At 37.5% G+C, this 19,267-nt stretch carries 19 protein-coding genes, 1 pseudogene and 3 riboswitches; of the genes and pseudogenes, 3 read left to right on the top strand and 17 right to left on the bottom strand.

Annotated elements, in window-relative coordinates; genetic code table 11:
• Window positions 1-93: 93 nt before the first annotated feature.
• On the top strand, window positions 94-480 hold the full coding sequence (locus tag BFM98_RS05240) for a hypothetical protein (RefSeq protein ID WP_066036736.1): 387 nt from the start codon (window positions 94-96) through the stop codon (window positions 478-480).
• A gap of 111 nt (window positions 481-591) precedes the next feature.
• Here BFM98_RS05240 and BFM98_RS05245 read toward each other — a convergent pair whose 3' ends face one another.
• Window positions 592-1,176 carry a hypothetical protein gene (locus BFM98_RS05245; protein ID WP_066036737.1) on the bottom strand — a complete coding sequence of 195 codons (585 nt, stop codon included), beginning with the start codon at window positions 1,174-1,176 and terminating at the stop codon, window positions 592-594.
• Window positions 1,177-1,274: 98 nt separating this feature from the next.
• Window positions 1,275-1,349: pseudogene (locus BFM98_RS24630) on the bottom strand (cupin domain-containing protein); the annotation flags it as partial.
• Window positions 1,350-1,476: 127 nt separating this feature from the next.
• Between BFM98_RS24630 and BFM98_RS05250 the strand changes: the two are divergent.
• Window positions 1,477-1,968, top strand: a complete 492-nt coding sequence (locus BFM98_RS05250) for a PaaI family thioesterase (protein WP_036079148.1) — start codon at window positions 1,477-1,479, stop codon at window positions 1,966-1,968.
• 75 nt (window positions 1,969-2,043) lie between these two features.
• Here the strand turns inward: BFM98_RS05250 and BFM98_RS05255 are convergent, their stop codons facing one another.
• The 15 genes from BFM98_RS05255 to metE form a co-directional block, all read right to left on the bottom strand.
• Complete coding sequence (locus BFM98_RS05255; protein ID WP_066036738.1) at window positions 2,044-2,892, bottom strand: stalk domain-containing protein; 849 nt, start codon at window positions 2,890-2,892, stop codon at window positions 2,044-2,046.
• Window positions 2,893-3,037: 145 nt separating this feature from the next.
• Window positions 3,038-3,475 (bottom strand): dUTP diphosphatase, encoded by a 438-nt coding sequence (dut, locus tag BFM98_RS05260; protein ID WP_048392753.1) that lies wholly within the window; start codon window positions 3,473-3,475, stop codon window positions 3,038-3,040.
• 12 nt (window positions 3,476-3,487) lie between these two features.
• The gene (gene nrdF / locus BFM98_RS05265; protein WP_004229921.1) at window positions 3,488-4,456 is read right to left on the bottom strand and encodes a class 1b ribonucleoside-diphosphate reductase subunit beta; all 969 of its coding nucleotides are present in this window, start codon (window positions 4,454-4,456) and stop codon (window positions 3,488-3,490) included.
• Window positions 4,444-6,537, bottom strand: a complete 2,094-nt coding sequence (nrdE, locus tag BFM98_RS05270) for a class 1b ribonucleoside-diphosphate reductase subunit alpha (protein WP_066036739.1) — start codon at window positions 6,535-6,537, stop codon at window positions 4,444-4,446. The genes nrdF and nrdE overlap by 13 nt, the downstream gene beginning before the upstream one ends.
• The gene (gene nrdI, locus BFM98_RS05275) at window positions 6,534-6,893 is read right to left on the bottom strand and encodes a class Ib ribonucleoside-diphosphate reductase assembly flavoprotein NrdI (RefSeq protein ID WP_048392755.1); all 360 of its coding nucleotides are present in this window, start codon (window positions 6,891-6,893) and stop codon (window positions 6,534-6,536) included. The genes nrdE and nrdI overlap by 4 nt, the downstream gene beginning before the upstream one ends.
• Entirely contained in the window at window positions 6,890-7,114 is a 225-nt protein-coding gene (locus BFM98_RS05280) for a glutaredoxin family protein (protein WP_004229925.1), read from the bottom strand. The genes nrdI and BFM98_RS05280 overlap by 4 nt, the downstream gene beginning before the upstream one ends.
• Window positions 7,115-7,232: 118 nt before the next feature.
• Window positions 7,233-7,410: riboswitch (cobalamin riboswitch) on the bottom strand.
• Between the two features lie 370 nt (window positions 7,411-7,780).
• Entirely contained in the window at window positions 7,781-8,062 is a 282-nt protein-coding gene (locus tag BFM98_RS05285; RefSeq protein WP_048392756.1) for a hypothetical protein, read from the bottom strand.
• Between the two features lie 9 nt (window positions 8,063-8,071).
• Window positions 8,072-8,458, bottom strand: coding sequence for an SHOCT-like domain-containing protein (locus BFM98_RS05290; RefSeq protein WP_016991732.1), 387 nt, complete (start codon window positions 8,456-8,458; stop codon window positions 8,072-8,074).
• 12 nt (window positions 8,459-8,470) lie between these two features.
• A complete protein-coding gene (locus BFM98_RS05295; protein WP_004229931.1) occupies window positions 8,471-8,836 on the bottom strand; it encodes a DUF2089 domain-containing protein in 366 nt (121 codons plus the stop codon).
• A gap of 190 nt (window positions 8,837-9,026) precedes the next feature.
• Window positions 9,027-9,833 carry an ABC transporter ATP-binding protein gene (locus BFM98_RS05300; RefSeq protein ID WP_066036740.1) on the bottom strand — a complete coding sequence of 269 codons (807 nt, stop codon included), beginning with the start codon at window positions 9,831-9,833 and terminating at the stop codon, window positions 9,027-9,029.
• A 9-nt stretch (window positions 9,834-9,842) separates the two neighbouring features.
• Window positions 9,843-10,613, bottom strand: a complete 771-nt coding sequence (locus BFM98_RS05305) for an ABC transporter ATP-binding protein (protein WP_066036741.1) — start codon at window positions 10,611-10,613, stop codon at window positions 9,843-9,845.
• Between the two features lie 13 nt (window positions 10,614-10,626).
• Entirely contained in the window at window positions 10,627-11,436 is an 810-nt protein-coding gene (locus BFM98_RS05310) for an ABC transporter permease subunit (protein ID WP_066036742.1), read from the bottom strand.
• Between the two features lie 2 nt (window positions 11,437-11,438).
• Window positions 11,439-12,392 (bottom strand): nickel ABC transporter permease, encoded by a 954-nt coding sequence (nikB, locus tag BFM98_RS05315; RefSeq protein WP_066036743.1) that lies wholly within the window; start codon window positions 12,390-12,392, stop codon window positions 11,439-11,441.
• 71 nt (window positions 12,393-12,463) lie between these two features.
• The gene (gene nikA, locus BFM98_RS05320; RefSeq protein ID WP_066036744.1) at window positions 12,464-14,080 is read right to left on the bottom strand and encodes a nickel ABC transporter substrate-binding protein; all 1,617 of its coding nucleotides are present in this window, start codon (window positions 14,078-14,080) and stop codon (window positions 12,464-12,466) included.
• Between the two features lie 149 nt (window positions 14,081-14,229).
• Window positions 14,230-14,421: riboswitch (cobalamin riboswitch) on the bottom strand.
• A gap of 147 nt (window positions 14,422-14,568) precedes the next feature.
• Window positions 14,569-16,866 (bottom strand): 5-methyltetrahydropteroyltriglutamate--homocysteine S-methyltransferase, encoded by a 2,298-nt coding sequence (gene metE / locus BFM98_RS05325; protein WP_066036745.1) that lies wholly within the window; start codon window positions 16,864-16,866, stop codon window positions 14,569-14,571.
• Between the two features lie 174 nt (window positions 16,867-17,040).
• A riboswitch (cobalamin riboswitch) is annotated at window positions 17,041-17,220 on the bottom strand.
• Window positions 17,221-17,784: 564 nt separating this feature from the next.
• Here metE and BFM98_RS05330 point away from each other — a divergent pair.
• Window positions 17,785-19,266, top strand: a complete 1,482-nt coding sequence (locus BFM98_RS05330) for an Lsa family ABC-F type ribosomal protection protein (RefSeq protein WP_054550161.1) — start codon at window positions 17,785-17,787, stop codon at window positions 19,264-19,266.
• The last annotated feature ends 1 nt before the right edge of the window (window position 19,267 follow it).

Raw genomic sequence — 19,267 nt, forward strand, 5'->3', positions numbered from 1 at the left:
TGTTAGATTATGGAAATAATTTGAGGGTTTTGCAGTTTGAAGAAATGTTCATAAGGGAATATACTAGATTGAACAAAAAGGGGTGAAGACAAGGTGAAAATAAAAACAATTTCGTTGTTAATGATTTGTTCTTTAGCGTTAGTTGCTTGTAACGATCAGAAAGAAGCATCGAAGGTGATAGAAATTCAAGAATTAATTAATTTTGATGAAGTGCAACCCGATACTTTACAACAAATCTCCGATGCGAAAGATATTAAAATTATAGAAAAAACATTTAAAAAAGCTAGAGAATTCGGTGAGGTCGATAACGAAATTGCTCCGCAGTATAAGATCAAACTAAACGATGATGAATACTATCTATGGATTGATAATACAATCACTGGGACAATAGCAAACGTAAACAGTAGAAATATGTTCTACAATATCCTAGCTACCGATGAATTTAAAGAGACCATTAATTATCGGGAGCAAAATAAATGATTTTTAAATAATTGTAGCAACGATCTGTACGCAACATAGATTGTTGCTATTTTTTTAGGGTATGTTTCATATTATCTAGCTTCATGTTGCTGGGAATGTTCTCTCCCTTTTTCAACGGATATAGAGCCCCTCCGTATTAGCAACCTTTTCTAATAACTCAAGATTATGTTGGCTGTAAATTAAAAAGGCTAAGCCATTCCCACTAAATACAATATTCTCCTCAGGTAAAATAAAATGTAAATGGAGATGGTCCGAAACAGCTGAAATTAACATTGTGTATTCATCAATGTTTACAAAAGTTCCTTCTGTAAGATCTTTAGGTGTAATTTTACCCCACTCATTCTCGTAGACTTTATAATACAATTGATCCTTATATAAAGGATCTGGTAAATAATAAAATGCATAAAATTCAGATGATTTTAACCACATCAATTCAAAAAATCTCTCAAATTTTTCTAGGCTTTTCTGGTACGAATGATAATCCTGCGTTTTTTGTTGGAAATCGACCATCTCTAATTTATCGAAGAATACTTCTACTTGACTATATTTTTCATTACTTTTTATCTGATAAGGGTAAATATCAAGTATTTTAGCACTTTCATAATCATACAATTGCTCTAGTAATTCTTCTAATTTTTTACTGTCTTTATTAGTTGCTTCCTTGCAAATACAATCGATTATATTTTCTAATGACATACCTTTTGACTCCTTTAATTCCTTCTTCAGCACAGCAATGCAACGATCATAGTATACCATCTTTCTATTGTTGCACCATGCCAGCGTTTTACAAGCTATGCAGCTTTTCCTTCTTCCTGATACCAGCCCTCCCCATCTGTCACTAATAAAATTTGTCCAACTTTATGGTAGTGCTTTTTTACATAGTTTAAATAGATGGAATATTTAGATTTTTATTGATGGAATGGAAATGATTAATTATACTTAAATGATTAACGTTCGATTAGAAACAAATAATACTAGAGTATTGGGGAGAGAAGAATGGAAGAATTAAAAGTAGAAAAAGCAATTCAAGATATTTATCCAGATGATATCGCTTGGTGTTATGGATGTGGCCGTTTGAATGATGATGGTCATCATCTTCGCACGGGGTGGCATGGTGATAAGACGATTACAATCTATACACCTGAATCAAAATATATGGGTATTCCAGGATTTATCTATGGTGGTTTAATTGCTTCATTAATTGATTGCCATGGAACAGGGTCGGCAGCGCTTGCCTTGCATCGTAAAAATGGACATGAAATTGGTGATGGAGCGGAGCCACCTCGATTTGTAACGGCTAACCTTAATGTAGATTTCCTCAAGCCAACACCCCAAGATGTTCCCTTAAAGGCAATTGGCACTGTTGAAGAAATTCATCCGAAGAAATGGAAAGTAGAAACTGAAGTTTACGCGCAGGATACGCTTTGTGCTCGTGGAACAGTAGTCCTTGTAGTCATGCCTAGTACTTTTCTAAATAAAAATGATTAGCATTTTTAATTTAATAAGAAGAGCACATCTTATTCATAGATGTGCTCTTCTATTGCATTTTTAATGGATTCATAATCAAGGAACTGTATTACTAATAACTGTCACAAAGCCATTTCTCGTGGCAGTTTCCATTAACGAATAAATAGAGTCACTGGCAGTTTTGTTAAACTCATACCATTGGTCAACAGTGGCGTCATAAATCAACACGTCTGGCTGTCCAGTCAAAGGTTTATCTGAAGATTGCACCAACGAATAGAGATCATAACGTGCTATGCTACTACCTTCCTTGTTCAAGAAATCATATTGGCCCATTTTATAATAGCCCCCAATTACGGTGCTATGCACAGACCATGTGTAGTCGTTAGGCTGTTTTATCTTCTTGCCCATATTTTTAGTAAATATACGGTGCATTTCTTCCATATAGGCATTGCCATTGATTTGCTCGACTACTCCCCCCATTGTCATGTGGTATTCATGAAGTAATGCTTTCACTTCCACACCCTTAATCATCAATGGCTCTGTATCAATTGAGATCGTTAAATGATCGTAATGAACTTTACAGCCAAAGGTTTCTGCTAGAAAACGTAATGGTACAATGGTGCGTCCATTCTTTAGGTATGGCTTTGCATCCAATAATACCGTTTTTCCATTTACGGTGGCTTTACTACTGTTTAACTTTAAACTGACTTTCATCTCACCTTGGGTCAGTATCACTTGCCCTTCCGACCAATGCACCTTAGCCCCTAAATTTTCACTAATCACGCGTAAGGGTACCATTGTTCGATTGTTTTTTATTTCGGGCTTCACATCCGTTTGTACTGTCATACCGTCCACTTTTAGTTGACTACTAGCAGCTGCAGCAGTTGTGATAGATGTAAGAATGACAATCAACATAAGGAAAATACCTGAACATATTTTTTTCATGATTATTAGCTCCTTTAATTCGCTATCATTACTTCATTCCATATGTACCCTATTATTTCCTTCTGCTATTAGCAACGGTAACAAAAAAATCCTGCATTTTCGCAGGATTTTTAAGTAAACTTTATGAGGTTTATATATAGGTACGCTATTTCGTACCACTTGCGCCAAATCCAGATTCTCCACGGACCGTTTGAGATAATTCATCTACTTCCACTAATTGAATAGAAGGAACAAATTGAATAACCATTTGAGCAATGCGCATTGATTTTTCTACGATAAATGGTTCTTGACCATGGTTGATTAAAATAACACCGATTTCGCCTCTATAGCCTTCATCTATAGTGCCTGGGCTATTCAGTACGGTTACACTATGCTTTAATGCTAGTCCACTTCTTGGTCGAATTTGGGCTTCCGTTCCCTTAGGTAATTCAATCTGAATACCAGTCTTAATGAGTTTGGCTACGCCTGCTGGGATTTCTACTGCTTCTATGGAATAGAGATCCATGCCTGCATCACCAGGGTTGGCTTGTATCGGTAGCATGGCATCAGCGTGAACTTTTTTAATTTTTACTTCTAGATTCATTGTTCTTCATCCTTAACGATTAAAATTGAATGTGTCATCTGTGATTGGCGCAACTTTTGCCTTGGCATAGGTAGCACCTTTTTGTGAAAAGAAATCATATGTGGAGCCTTCATTACGAATCCCATTCATCACAATTGGATTGACTTCCTCTTCTGGGAACATGGCTTCAAAGCCGACATTCATTAAAGCTTTATTTGCATTATAACGTACATATGCTCGCACTTCAGGTGATAATCCTGTTTCCGCATAAATATCATCTGTATACTTCATTTCATTTTGATATAAATCTAATAATAGCTCATAGCCCCATAAATGTAACTCTTCTTGCTTTTCCTTTGAAAATTGCTTGAATAGATTTTGAGCAAAAAATCCAACTGCTACCCCATGGATAGATTCATCGCGCAAGATGAGTGAAATAATCTCGGCACTGTTTCGTAGGAAGCCTTGTCCTCCTAAGTATAATGGATAGAAAAAGCCAGAATAAAACAGGAAAGATTCAAGCATAACGGATGAAAACATCGCTTTCCATAAGCTCTCTGGATTGCCTTCTTCAATACTATTATAAATGTCTGCTATTTTATTGGCCTTATACTGTAGAAATTCATTTTTCTTGACCCACTCAAATAGCTCGTCGATTTCTTCGTTTGTACAAAGCGTTGTGAAAATATAAGAATAGGACTTGGCATGTATCGCCTCGAATGCATCAAAAACGGTTAGGACAGCCTTTTCCTGTAAATCGTCTGTATAAGCAGCAACACGATTCATCCCGATATTTGTTTGTACAGTATCCAGTAAGGTTAATCCTGCAAATACTTTTTTATATGTGTCCTGATGCTCAAAGCTTTTCCATTGTTTAATATCTTTACTGACCGCAATTTCTTCTGGAAACCAAATTTGCTTCCATTGCTGGTCCCAAAATATTTGGGCAAGCTCACTTGTTGCCTTATTCCAATTGACTGCCTCATAAATTATATTTGACATGCTACACACTCCTCTAAGCTTTGTAAACGTTGACGAACATAGTAAACAGACTTAATGCCCTTGACCCACGCATAAATGTATACTTTAGCCAATTGTTCGGTTGTCCAATTGTCCGTTACATAAAGCGTCATGGAAATACCTTGGTCAACGTGCTTTTGAGAAGCTGCATATAAATCAATTAAATCATACGGATTCACATCATACGCCTCCACATATAAATGACTATTGTCATTTGTTAAATGAGGCATTGGATAAATGGTTCTACTATCGGCGTAATCACGAACCTCTACGCGCTCTGTACATGGTGCGATTGAAGCCGTACAGCTACGAATATATGAAATACTACCAGTTGGGGCAATAGCCAAACGATAGGAATGGAATAGACCGTACTGCATTACATCCTGCTTTAACGTTTCCCACATCTTGTTTGTGATGATTGGAATATTGCCAAGCGCCTTCAACACAGCAGGCGATAGTTCTTCCTCAGTTTTATTGATATATTGGTCAAAATAGCTACCTGATGCATAATCACTGTCCTCAAATCGGTAGAAGGTTGCAGCTTTTTCTTTCGCCATTTCCATCGAAGATTTCAGAGAATAATAGTTCATCGCTTCCATAAAGTGATCCATGAAATCAATGGAATCTTTTGAGCCGTACAGGATGCCTTCTGTCACGAGATGCCCATGGAGGTTCATACAGCCAAGCCCTACAGAATGCATTAATTGATTGGCTTTTGCAACAGACGGTACATTCTTAATGTGCGTCATTTGCGATACATTCGTTAATAGGTGCATGGCTGTATCGACTAATGCGCCGAAATCATTGACTTTACTTGCTACATGGATATCGATGGAACCTAAGTTACACGATACATCTAATCCATAGTCATTTGGTTGATCCTGGTCCGTAATGATACTTGTCTCTTGTACTTGTAAGATTTCTGTACATAAATTGGACATTTTGACACGCCCAATATTTTTTAAAGGATGTACCTTATTGACATTATCATCAAAGATTTCAAACGGATAGCCTGATTCAAATTGTGCTTTTTTCACCTCTGTGTAAAGCTTACGTGCGTTTAAACGTTTAATTTTACGAATTTTAGGGTTATCAAGTAGCTCGTAGTACATGTCTGAAATAGAAATTTCAGACATACGTTTGCCATATTCTTTAAAAATATCATATGGGCTAAACAAAACAATATCCTTATCACGTTTCATCAGTTCGAAGAAAATACTAGGTATAATAATCCCTGTTGAAAGGGTAGCGAGGCGAATTTTATCATCCGCATTTGGTTTTTTTGATGAAATGAAATTTTCTATGTCTGCATGGAAAATATTTAGATAGACAACACCTGAGCCATTTCGTTGCCCTAGCTGATTCGAATAACTGAAAGAATTTTCTAACAGTTTCGCTACTGGGATGACACCACTTGCACGATTTAATATCTCTTTAATTGGATCACCTAATGGACGTAAATCTGTTAAGTTGACCCCAACTCCACCACCAAGGCGTGATAGCTCTAAACAATAGCCAATATTTTCAGCAATACTATTCATGGAGTCATCCATTGATAATTTAAAGCAGCTGACTAATTCACCACGTGCTTTCTTACCACTATTTAAAGCAGTTGGTGTTGCAGGCTGATAGGCTTCCATCATTGCTTCGACAGAGCGTTCTGCTAAAGCCGTGTTTCCTTGAGCTAAATACAAAGCAATAATGACAATACGATCCTCATACTTTTCTAAGATCTCTTCCCCATCACGACTTTTCATAGCATAGCTATCGTAAAATTTGCTTGCGCTCATAAAGGATGGAAAGCGGAAATTATAATCATAGGCTTTCTTGTACAGCTTCTTAATAAATTCCATTTCGTACATGTCGATAAATGCTTTCTCATAGTAGCCCTCATCAACTAAATAGCGGATTTTTTCTTCAATATCTATAAAATAACGCAAACGTACGTTAACATACTCTAAAAAGTAGCGGCGCGTAGCTTCGCGGTCCTTTTCTAACTCAAGTAATCCAGTTGTACTATAACGATTCAGTACGTCATTATTAAGCTTTAAATAGGTTTTCATCTCATTACCCTCGTTTCATAAAACGTTTGTATTGCTTCGTAATCCGTTTGATTACCTCGTAAATCTAATTTCCTTACTAAGGGTACATGATAGGTAGCAGCGATTTTCTCACCAGCAGCGCCAAATACATGATGACCGAAGTTACTATTACCACTGGCAACTACTCCTTTACAAAAATCCCTGTTTTTTTCTAAGAAACGTTGTACCTTTGCTGGAATGTCACCTAAACCATCTGTGTAGGTAATTAAGAGATATGGCTTGTTCAATCGCAATTCTTCCGAGAGCTCGATACATTCTGCCTTTAATTTGGATACAACATTTCGGACATTACCTGTACGACTCGCGTAAACAATCATAGGGCAATCAACTCAATTTGAGAAACAATTTCCTGAACATCTCCTATGAAAGTTTCATTCATCTCTAAAACAGGCACACTTAAAAAACCTGCGTCAATAATCGTTTGCTTTGCTTGTTCATCGTGATCGATGTTAACAATTTCAGCTTCAAGTCCTGCACGTTGTAGTTCAGATTTTACCCATAGGCATTTTGGACAAATTGTTTTCGTATAAAGTTTCATAGAAATCCCTCTTTTCATAAAATAAAAAAGCCTATCTCCTCTAAAGAGATAGGCTAAATGGAAACGTTAACATACCAAAAATACTGACGTTCCCATCTCTTAATCCCCGAAGAAATGATAAATTTGTTTTATAAAGGCAGGTCTCCTGGCTTTGCTTCATTCTCTGATTCCCTTCCCATGCAAATGCACAGTGGTTGCAATCATCGTCAGCTTCACAGTTGCGGGGACAGCGTTGGAATTGTACCGAACTTCCCTTTTAAACTACATGTAGTAGTACCTTTGTAAAACGAACACAATATATAGTTGTTGTTCAATAGTTTTAAGTGTACCATCCTTCAAATGAAAAGTAAATCAAGATTCTAAACTTCTTTATTTTTGGATTATTCAGTATTTTTAATTATGTAGTTCCAAATAGATTACCACTAATCACTTATACCCAAATCAAAAATCTATTTTTAACGATGTACGTGATTTTCTATTAAAATGGATCTAGAATTCTAATTTGAGTTTAAAGAAATCTTCTATTTTATGTACCATTGAAAAATAGTTGTCTCTATCGTAAGTCCTGAAATAATGATCATCTCTTACCCATTTCAAATGATGCTCATTACATTAATAAAGAGCATGCTTTTATCATAACATGCTCTTACCATTCTATCATTGGGATTATAGTCTAACCTTAACCTCAGTCCCGTCCTGAGCTTTGACATCGACTAGCACAAGTCCTTTATAATTTTGTAGTTCCTTGATAATCGGCTTTAACATTTCTTTGTCGATGAGGGGAAAGGTAAAGTCTATTTTCTTTTTATCGAAGTATGCCTTTGTCCACTTATTGGCTTGTTGCTGAATCCATTTAGAAGTTAAAATGGAGAGGACAATGGTTAGCACAGTATAGGGAACAGGGACGGTAAAGCGAACGTCTTTTGCTTTCACTTTTACATGCATCATTCGTCGCCTCTACTCAATGAAGACTGCAACGGAATCTCCGTTTGCTGATTTTATATCTACAATTTGTCCATCTAGTTCATTTTCAATTGCTTCAAGAAGAAGATTGATGTCGATATCTTTTACGTATTTTTCAGATTGCGGAATACTTGCAGCGATGCTGTGTCCTGCCATCAATACGGCTTTGACAAGTTTAATTGGTAAATTTACCGTGACATTATCATTTTCGGTGGATACAACACGGACCTTTAACGTTTTATCTAAATACTTTGTTTTTTCCACAAATTTATTCTCTGATTCTTCTTTCTGTTGTAGCACTTGAATCAGCTCTGATCCTTTATCCGCATCAATTTTGCCCTCTTGAATCATCGTTAACACTTTTGTAATTTCCTCTTTCATGGTCGTTCCTCCCTATTCGTCTTTTAAGAGCTTTATGGCTTCATCTGTTGTGATTTCGCCATTTTCAAGCATGCTTACAATTTTTTTCTCATCTACTTCATTTTTCTTCTTTTGAGCATAGCCAAGGGATGAAATAATATCATTTAGCTTGCCTCGAACTGTTGGATACGAAACCCCCAGTTCCTTTTCAACCTCTTTAATATTTCCTCGGCAGGTTAAAAATACTTCCACAAAATGAAGCTGATCCTGTGATAAGGATGCTAGCTTCGACAATTCAAACTCATTTTCAATGGTCGTGTGACAATGAGAACACTGTAACTTCGTAATTTTTAATGTTTTACTGCAGACAGGACAATTTGTGATTACTTGATAAGCCATAGTGAACTCCTTCCTTTAAGTTAAGCTGATTATATAATAAAGAAATTAAAGATGTAAATAATAAAATTAATAATTTTAATTAAAAAATAAATAAAATTAATATCTCGATTAATTTTATTTATTTTTGTTTCTATATTGCTTTAAAAATTAAGAAAACGCCATTTTTAATTTCTCAAAATGGCGTTTCTGTTTAATTGGGTCTATCCTTCTTTTTTCTTTCCCGCGGGTGTGATGGCAAAATTGCATTGTATAACGCTTGTGAAGCGGGGTGCTGATATGTCCCATCCTTGCCTATCTCCTCCACTAGCTGACCATGCTGCATCACAAGGATGCGATCTGACATAAAACGTGTGGCCTGTAAATCATGTGAAATGAATAGATAAGCAAGCTGTAGCTCTTTTTGAAGTCTTTGCAGTAGCTCTATAATCGTCTTTTGCAAAATCATATCAAGACTACTAATGGCCTCATCTAAAACAATCAGTTTCGGCTTTAATGCAAGAGCTCTAGCAATGTTGACTCGTTGCTGCTGTCCCCCACTTAGCTGTGAGGGATAGTTTTGAGCCATTGCCCACTCTAACTCTACACAGTCTAGTAATTCCCTTACTTTCTGTTGTCGCTCTGCTTTGCTAAAATGCTCGAAATTCAAAAACGGTTCTTCGAGTATTTCGAAAATCGTCTGTTTTGGATTAAATGAATGATAACTATTTTGAAAAACAGCCTGTAAATTTCTTCGTATCATTTTTTTCTCTTTGCTGGGTGCTTCGTATAAATTGACACCTTGAAAGATCAGCTCTCCGTTTGTTGGTCGTTCAATCCCTAAAATAATGCGCCCTAATGTGCTTTTTCCAGAACCACTTTGACCGACGATGCCAAGACATTCTCCTTCCTGAAGTGAAAATGTCACATTCTCTAATACAGGGGCTTCCTGTCCTCGTTTGAATAGAAATGGTCTTTGCGCATAGTATTTCTCAATATTTTTTACTTCTAGTAGCGTCATTTTATCACCTCATAGCATTCTCGCTTGTAAAAGTTTCTTGGTATAGGGATGCTGAGGCGCATCAAAAAAATCAAAAACATTTGCTTGCTCAACGATTTCTCCTTGATACATCACAGCCACATCGTCCGCAAGCTCAGCAATGACACCTAAATCATGCGTGACAAGGAGTATGGTAGCATCTGTTTCTGAGCGAATTTGATTAAATAGTGTTAATACTTGTTTCTGATTGATGGTATCCAGAGCAGTCGTAGGCTCGTCTGCGATGTAGAGGGAGGCCTGTATCGCCATTGACAGAGCAATCATCACTCGCTGTAGCATGCCTCCACTTAACTGGAAAGGATAGTAGGACAAGAGCTGCTCTGGCTGAGGTAAATGAACTTTTTTCAAAGCATCAAGGGCGATCTGTCTCATTTCTTTTTTTGTAAGCTTAAAGTGTGCTTTTAATGTTTCTCGAAAATGACTTTCAATCGTTTGAATATGATCAAATGCAGCGGATGGGTTTTGCAAAATCATCGAAAGATGTCTGCCACGATAAGCTCTCCATTTAGCAGCTGAAACGTTTAATAAATTTTCTTGTAGATAGAGTACTTCCCCTTGGCTGACATGGGCAAAGGACGGTAATGTTTGCATGATGGCATGGCAAAGCATGGACTTGCCACTGCCACTTTCCCCGATAATTCCTAGGACTCGCCCTTTATAAGCTGTCAGGTTGATAGAGGTTAATATATTTTTCTCCCCTATTTTGACTGTGAGGTCTATCACTTCTAAAACTTTCTCCATAACTTCCCCTTTCCTAGTCAAGCCTTTTTAAACGATTTGCTAATTGATTAAACAATAACACAACAAGGATGATGGCAAGTCCTGGATAAAGCATTAATTCAGGATGCTGTCTCATGTATTGCTTTCCTTCATTGATCATCATGCCCCATTCTGGAATCGGTGCCTGCACCCCAAGTCCGATAAAGGAAAAGCCTGCAATTTCTAAAATCACCTTCCCGATATCTAATGCGACAATCGTGACAATAGATGGCAATAGATTGGGTATATAATGGCGTCTAATTAATTGGATACCTGTAGTGCCCGTTATCCTAGCAGCTTGAACAAAGTCTTTCTCATTGATGCCAATAAACAAACCTCGGATCATTCTTGCATAATAAATAAGCTGTGTGAAAATGAGCGCTATTAAAACATTTTTTAAGCTAGGACCTAATATACCTAACAGCCCAAATGCAAGTACGAGTGTCGGAAAGGCTAATAAAATATCACATAATCGAATAAAAAGAAAATCAATTAATCCTCTTTTCAACGCTACAAAAGCACCCAGTAGGATAGCTAAAACAATAGCGACTAGCTGAATGATGAGCGCTGCACCTAAAGAATAACGAATACCTAAAAGAAGGCGTGACAAGATACACCTTCCTAAATGATCTGTACCTAATGGATAGTCCCAAGACGGGACTGAAAATTTCTTAGCAATATCGACAGCAAAAGGGTCGTGTGGCATTAAAATTGGCGCAAACAGTCCTAATAAGCCAGTAATGACAAGGAGGAATAGACTGATTAATCCTGTTAAGTTGCCACTTTTTGTTCGTACAAATTTCATTTTTAATCTCTCCTACCCTTCATCATTAGATGAGGGTCCAATAAACGATGCAATATATCTGTACATAAATTGGCAAGCACATAGATAACCGCAATAATTAACACATAGCATTGTACAACTGGATAATCCCTGTTCATAATGGATTCTATTAAGTACCTGCCGAGTCCGGGCCAGCTAAAAACCTGCTCCACAATCACGGCTCCACCTAAAAGATTGCCAAGGGTCATGCCTAGCAAGGAAGTCAAGGGAATAGCAGCATTTCGCAAAACATGACGGATAAGAATCACGGAGCTTTTTAATCCTCTTAGCCGTGCATATTGAACATATTGCTGCTGTAATTCTTCTAGGATGGTTGAACGGATAAGCTGAACGAATAATCCAATTGTTGGTAACGCCAGTGAGAAGGCGGGTAAAACTAAATGAGCAGGTGTGCCCTTCCCGTTTGTCGGAAAGAGTCCTAATTTTAAGCTAAATAAATAGAGTAATAGGAAACCTAACCAAAAGGCTGGAATCGACACACTCAATATGCTAAAGAATCGTATGATTTTATCGATGATGGTGTGCTTATACAATGCGCTTATTACTCCGAATGGAATACTTAGCCCTAAAATGAGGATAAACGCAGCAATAGCTAATTCAATGGTTGCGGGTAATTTCACGAATAGTTCATGTGCCACAGGTAATTTACTAACAAAAGATGTTCCAAAATCTAGCTGGATTACGCCCTTTCCCCATAGCAAATATTGAAGAAAAAACGACTTGTCCGTTCCCAGTTCCTCACGTAATGCCTGAATGGCTTCCTCTGTTGGCGCAACCCTTGCCAAACGTAGTATGACTTCAGCAGGCTCTACAGGAACAAAACGAATAAATACAAAGGTTAGGATGGAAACGCCTAATAAGACAAAGGGCAATGTTAAAATTCTTTTTAAACAAAAGATCCATGTTGATTCATACATGCTGTCACTTCCTACTCAATCCTATGATAAAGAGAGAGCTGTCTCTGCTAGACACACTCTCTCCTCCACTTTTATTTTTCTTTAGCCATTTGTGCATAAGGTATATCATATTCAGATGCACGTGGTGCAAAATCCTTTAGAGATGGTTGATAAATCACATTATTTGTTTCGTAAGAAATAGGGTAAAAGAGTGCCTGGTCATGAAACATCGTTAAAATATTCGTGTAAAGCTGCACGCGTTCCTGTTCATCTGTTCCTACTAATAATTGGTGAATTTTCGTATCGATTTCTTTGGCGTTTGCTAGGCCTAATTTCGCCTCGTACACACCACTAGCATTTGGTGTAGCTGATTCATTTGCAAAGCTATGTGGATCTGTAGGTGGTCCATTGGTACGCCAGAAATTAATATCCACCTGGTCATCCATCAATTTTTGAAGACCGACCATTACATCTGCCCCTTCTAAATTCAACTGAACGCCAATTTTTGCGAGTTCACCTTGCATTAATTCTGCCATTGGTTTTTGAATCGCATCGGATGCAATGTAAATCAAATCTAAAGACAACAGCTGTCCGTTTTTTGAACGAATTTTTTCACCCTTAGGTAATAACCACCCTGCCTCATCTAGCAATTGTTGGGCTTTTTCTGGATTGTATACAATAGGTGCTAAATCTATATTGGCATAAGGAATCGCATCCCAGAACAATGTGTTCGCTACTTTTTCCGTACCATGTGTAATACTGTCGACCATTTGTTCCTTATTAATAGCATATTGAATGGCTTGACGTACCTTTAGCTCAGATAATGGACCAGATTGTGTATTGAATAGCAGTGCTTTCGTAGATAAAGGCTCAGAGGTAGCAGTTTTGTATTTGCCACTGTCTTTTAAATACGTATAGTTATCTAAACTAATAATGCCACGCCCATAAATTAAATCTAATTCTTCGTTTTCAAATGCTAATGAAATAGATTCTGAGTCAGGAATAATTTTTACTTTTATTTGTTCAACTAGTGGTTTTTCTCCCCAATAGTTTTCATTGCGACTAAATAATGCATATTCGTCCTTTTTGTATTCAGTTAATACCCAAGGGCCTGTTCCAATCGGTGCTTTGATAGAATCTTGCGTCATATCATCCTTTGGGAATCCGTTATCCCCTAAAAAACGGAAAGGTCTGACGAAGGCAAGTTCGTTTAAGACTGGATAATAAGGCTCATCCAATTGCAGACGAATTGTAAAATCATCTACTTTTACAACCTCTTTCATGTGGTTAACCATGCCCATCCAAGAATGCATGTCTCGATTCGCTAAAACGGCGTCAAAGTTACGAATGACATTATCTGCATTAAATGCAGTGCCGTCTGAATATTTCACGTCTTTTCTTAGATGGAAAGTATACGAAGTTTTATCCTCAGAGATGTCCCAGCTTTCGGCGAGCTTAGGCGTAACAGTACCATCATCATTGTATTCCACCAAGGATTCATAAACCATTGCTTGGGCAGTCATTTGATTCGGTAAATATGTATGAGGATTCAATGGACCGACATCTAATGGCCAGCCAATCGTTATTATTTTTTCATCTGTTTGGTTTGCTGAGGTCTTTTCCTTTTCTTCATCCGTGCCTGTACAGCCAGCAAGTAAACTGAACGTCAGGACAAGCAGGAAAGGAAGTAAATACTTTGTCAATCTCATTTTCTGTCTCCTATCTCTATTCGTAGTACAAATACATCTACTTGTTGAAGAAGAGAAGGCATAAAAAAACCTTATTCTAAAAAAGAATAAGGACAGAAAAACCCACGATGAGCAAGTCTCCATCCATCTCCCTATCTTTCGTAGATCATCAATGAATCTTCTTACAAGCAGGCATTCTGGCTCATGAATCATCATTTTGTTTCACCTTCCCAAGTACTCCTCAGTGGTATTTGAAACAAAACTCCTCATTTACAGCTGCGGGACAGCATGGGATTTTCACCCATTTTCCTTTTAATTGAATGAAAGACGATTTCACTCAAACTTGTAATGATTGCTATGAAATTAGTAATAAACATAACATGCTCGCATGTTCACGTCAATTTTACTTTCTGAAGATAATATATATATCGACGTAACATATAAAGACTAGGGATTTACCCTAGTCTTCGTTATTGGAGAGTAGATGTGGTAGATTAAAAATCATTTCGTTAGCTTGATGTAGATTGCTGTACAGCTTGACGCAACGTTTTAGTAGCAGCAACCATATTCGCTAAAGCTGCAACGGTTTCATCTTCTTTTCTCGTTTTTAAGCCACAATCTGGATTCACCCAGAATTGATAACGGTCCAGCACCTGTAGACTATCTTTCATAATAGCGAGCATTTCATCCTCGCTTGGTACACGAGGGCTATGAATATCATAGACGCCTAAGCCAATTCCTTTTTTATAGGGCTGTGCTTGTAGTGAGGTAATAAGTTCCCCATGACTTCGTGATGTTTCTATGGAAATCACATCTGCATCTAGTGCGCTAATTGGTTCGATGAAATCATTAAACTCGCAGTAACACATATGTGTATGGATTTGTGTTTCATCTTTGACACTAGATGTCGCAAGCTTAAAGGAATTGACAGCCCACTCTAAGTAAGCCCCCCATTCCTCCTTTCTAAGCGGTAAACCTTCTCTTAACGCTGGCTCGTCCACTTGAATAATTGATATACCTGCGTTTTCTAGTGCTTCCACCTCTTTACGGAGTGCTAATGCAATTTGATAAGCGACATCTTTACGGGACAAATCATCTCGCACAAAGGACCAATTTAATATTGTTACTGGCCCTGTCAGCATGCCTTTTACAAATCGCTTCGTTAGGCTTTGGGCATAGGCGGATTCTTTTACGGTAATTGGTGAAGCCCATGCAACATCTCCATAAATGATCGGAGGCTTCACACAGCGTGATCCATATGAAACAACCCACGCTTTCTCTGTAAAGGCAAAGCCAGTCAGCTTTTCACCGAAATATTCGACCATATCTGTACGCTCAAATTCACCATGAACAAGTACATCGATATCTAATTCCTCTTGTATGGAGATCCAGCGCTTTGTTTCGTCTTCTAAAAATGTTTCATAGGCTTCATTCGATAATTGATTCTTTCGCCACGCATTACGATTTCTTTTCACTTCATCTGATTGCGGGAAGCTACCGATTGTAGTTGTTGGAAACAGCGGTAATCCTAAGGCTTGTTGTTGGATCGTTTGTCGCTTCGTAAAATTACTGTGTCGTTCAAAATCTTGCTTTGTCACAGTTTGAACGGCTTGATGAATTAACTTATTTTGGCGGATTGGATGATTTTTTAGAGCCTCAATCGCCTTCATACTTTCTGAAAAATTATGTTGTAAGGAACCATCTTTATCTCGTCTATATTTAGTCAGCCCCGTGATTTCTACGATTTTCTCATCTGCGAAGGCCAGAGACTGCTTTAAAACAGGGTCAAGTTCATTTTCAAGAGAGGTTGTGATTGGAACGTGCTGTAGGTTACTTGATGGTTGAATCCATAGTTCAGCAGCATGACTTAGCTGTTCAATGGCTTGAATTGTCGCATTGACCTCCGCCAGGTTTGAACGCCAAATATCACGGCCATTCACTACCCCTATTCCTAATACTTTATCCTGCGGGAAACCAAATTGACGAAGTGACGCCATATTTCCTTTATAGCCATGAACAAAGTCCAAACCGAATCCTTGAACAGGCAATGTACTTAATGCTTCATAGGCACTTAAAGCTTCGAAATAAGTCTGTAGCATTATTTTAGCCTCAGGAACGGCAGTGGCTAACTGGTCATACATTTCTTTCACCAGCTTTATCTCTGCTGGATCAAGTGTTAAGACGAGGGATGGCTCTTCTAGCTGAATCCAAGTGGCACCTGCATCCACTAATTCTTTTAATACCTGCGTATAGAGTGGTAATAAAGCTAATAAGTACTCAACCTGTGTTAATTTGTTGTAGCCTTTCGTTAACTTATAAAATGTATAGGGACCAATTAGTGTCGGCTTCGCAATGATACCGAAAGTTTCCTTCGCCTCTAAAAAGTCGGCTAACACTTTATTTTCTGTTAGTTGTAAGGCTTGTCCCTCATACTCTGGAACAATGTAGTGATAATTTGTATTAAACCATTTTGTCATTTCACTAGCTACGGCTGTTTTGTCTCCTCTTGCTACACTGAAGTAGGTATGAAAATCGACTTTACCACCTTGCCAGTTAAAGCGCTTTGGAACTAAACCAAACATCAAAGCTGTATCTAACATTCTATCGTAAAACGTAAAGTCGCCAACTGTCACCATATCGATTCCAAGTTGCAGCTGCTTGTTTATTCTTGATAAACGGATTTTCTTTAATTTTTCCTCAAAGTCCTCCTCAGAAAGTTCATTGCGCCAAAATGCTTCTAGTGCTTTTTTCCATTCGCGTTCCTCCCCTATATAGGGATAACCGATCAATGTACTTGTATAGTTCATGTTTTTAAGCTCCTTTTTTAGAAAAAATAAAAAGCCATTCTCCTATTAGGAAAATGGCTGCATGTTAAAATTAATAATGCTAAAACAATACGAAAAAGTATCTACTTTCGCATAAACGTTATCGCACAGTGCCTATTTGGTCACTTTTCACCACCTATTTCCACGTAGGTATTTGGTGTGTACTAGAAATTGGCAGGTCTCCTGACTTTCCATCAACACGCCTCACAGCCTTCCCAGTTTCCCCAGTGGCATTTGTGATTTGCTCCGAATTACAGTTGCGGGACAGCGTCGGATTTGCACCGACTTCCCTTTTAAGCCAAACTTTCATTTGGCACCAAGTCTTACACAATATTCAATTATGCTCCTACTATAGCACATATTTCAGAATAGTAGAAATTATTTTTCAACTATTATATAAATTATTTCTATAAATATTATAGGAATTATTGTATAGTACTAAATGAAAATAAGGTTACATTGTATTCTGTAAAAAAATTTGTTACTATAAAAAGACAATTATGAGAGGACTGATGAATGGACAATGAAGAACTAAACTATATTTTTATTTGAATTGAATGATTTCAAACACAAAATATAGGGTTAGTCTATCCATTTTTAACTATCAGTTTGCATTTTATTTGTCATGACACAAATGGCAAATCGCATTTATTCAGAGAAAGACTAATCCTTCCAATGTACAATTGGAGGGTTTTTTTCTTGCTTTCATAGTTGATTTTGTACCTTTCATTTACCCATAAAGGAGAGGAAAAATATGAGCGATTCAGAAACTATTGTAACGCATGTAACACTCCGTATAAGTCGTTAATATCCATCTGCTTATACGGAGAAATGAACCATAGATGGATAGACCGACTTTGTATGAAAAGTAAACTGTTGCAATACAAAGGAGGAATTATCATGTCCATGATACAAGTACAAAACCTAACTTTTTCTTATCCAAGCAGCTTTGACAATATTTTTGAGAATGTCAACTTTCAAATCGATACGGATTGGAAACTTGGATTTATCGGTAGAAACGGACGAGGTAAAACAACATTCTTTCAGTTGTTATTAGGAAATTATGAGTATAGCGGAAAAATCATCTCTTCTGTAGACTTCACTTATTTCCCCTATCCAGTTTCTGATCCAAATAAATATACCCATGAAATATTTGAAGAAATTTGTCCTCAGGCAGAAGATTGGGAATGTCTACGTGAAATAGCTTACCTACATGTAGATGCGGAGGTCATGTATCGTCCTTTTAAAACATTATCCAATGGCGAACAAACAAAGGTGCTGCTTGCTGCGTTGTTTTTGACAGAGGGTCAATTTTTATTAATTGATGAACCAACCAATCACCTAGACACGGATGCACGAAAGACGGTTTCCGATTATCTTCGCAGGAAAAAAGGTTTTATTTTAATTTCACATGACAGAAGCTTTTTAGATGGCTGTGTTGACCATATCCTATCGATCAATAGAGCCAATATTGACGTTCAAAGTGGAAACTATTCTTCTTGGAAGTTAAATTTTGATCGTCAGCAGGAACACGAAGAAGTAACCAATCAACGACTGCAAAAAGATATCGACCGATTAAAACAATCCTCAAAGCGTTCGTCAGGTTGGTCTAATCAAGTGGAAGCCTCCAAAAACGGCACAACCAATTCAGGTTCCAAACTGGACAAAGGCTTTGTTGGACATAAAGCAGCCAAGATGATGAAACGAGCGAAGAACCTGGAATCCAGACAACAAAGAGCTATTGAGGAAAAATCAAAACTACTAAAAAATGTTGAAAAAACCGAGTCATTGAAAGTAGAGCCATTGGCATATCCATCAAAAGAAATGGTTGTTGTCACGGATGTATCGATTCGGTACGATGACCATATCGTGAATAAGCCTATTAGCTTCAAAGTGGCACAAGGGGATCGAGTTGTTTTAGATGGCAAAAATGGAAGCGGAAAAAGTAGTATGTTAAAACTTATTCTAGGTAAGCCCATCCAACATACAGGCTCGATAAAGTTAGCTTCAGGTCTAGTCATTTCCTATGTTCAGCAGGATACATCCCATTTAAAGGGATTGCTATCGGAATTTATTGAAGAGCATGGTATTGATGAGACGCTATTTAAATCAATCCTGCGCAAGATGGATTTTGAGCGTATTCAATTTGAGAAGGATATCTCTCATTATTCTGGTGGGCAAAAGAAAAAGCTGCTGATTGCTAAAAGCTTGTGTGAGAAGGCTCATTTATATATTTGGGATGAACCACTCAATTTTATTGATATCTATTCACGCATGCAGATTGAAGAGCTCATAAAAAGCTCTCATCTCACAATGGTGATTGTTGAGCATGATCAGGCATTTCAACAAACTGTAGCAACGAAAACGATAGCGATGTCGTAAA

It is taken from the genome of Lysinibacillus sp. AR18-8, assembly GCF_001705465.1.
Classification (GTDB): Bacteria; Bacillota; Bacilli; order Bacillales_A; family Planococcaceae; genus Lysinibacillus; species Lysinibacillus capsici.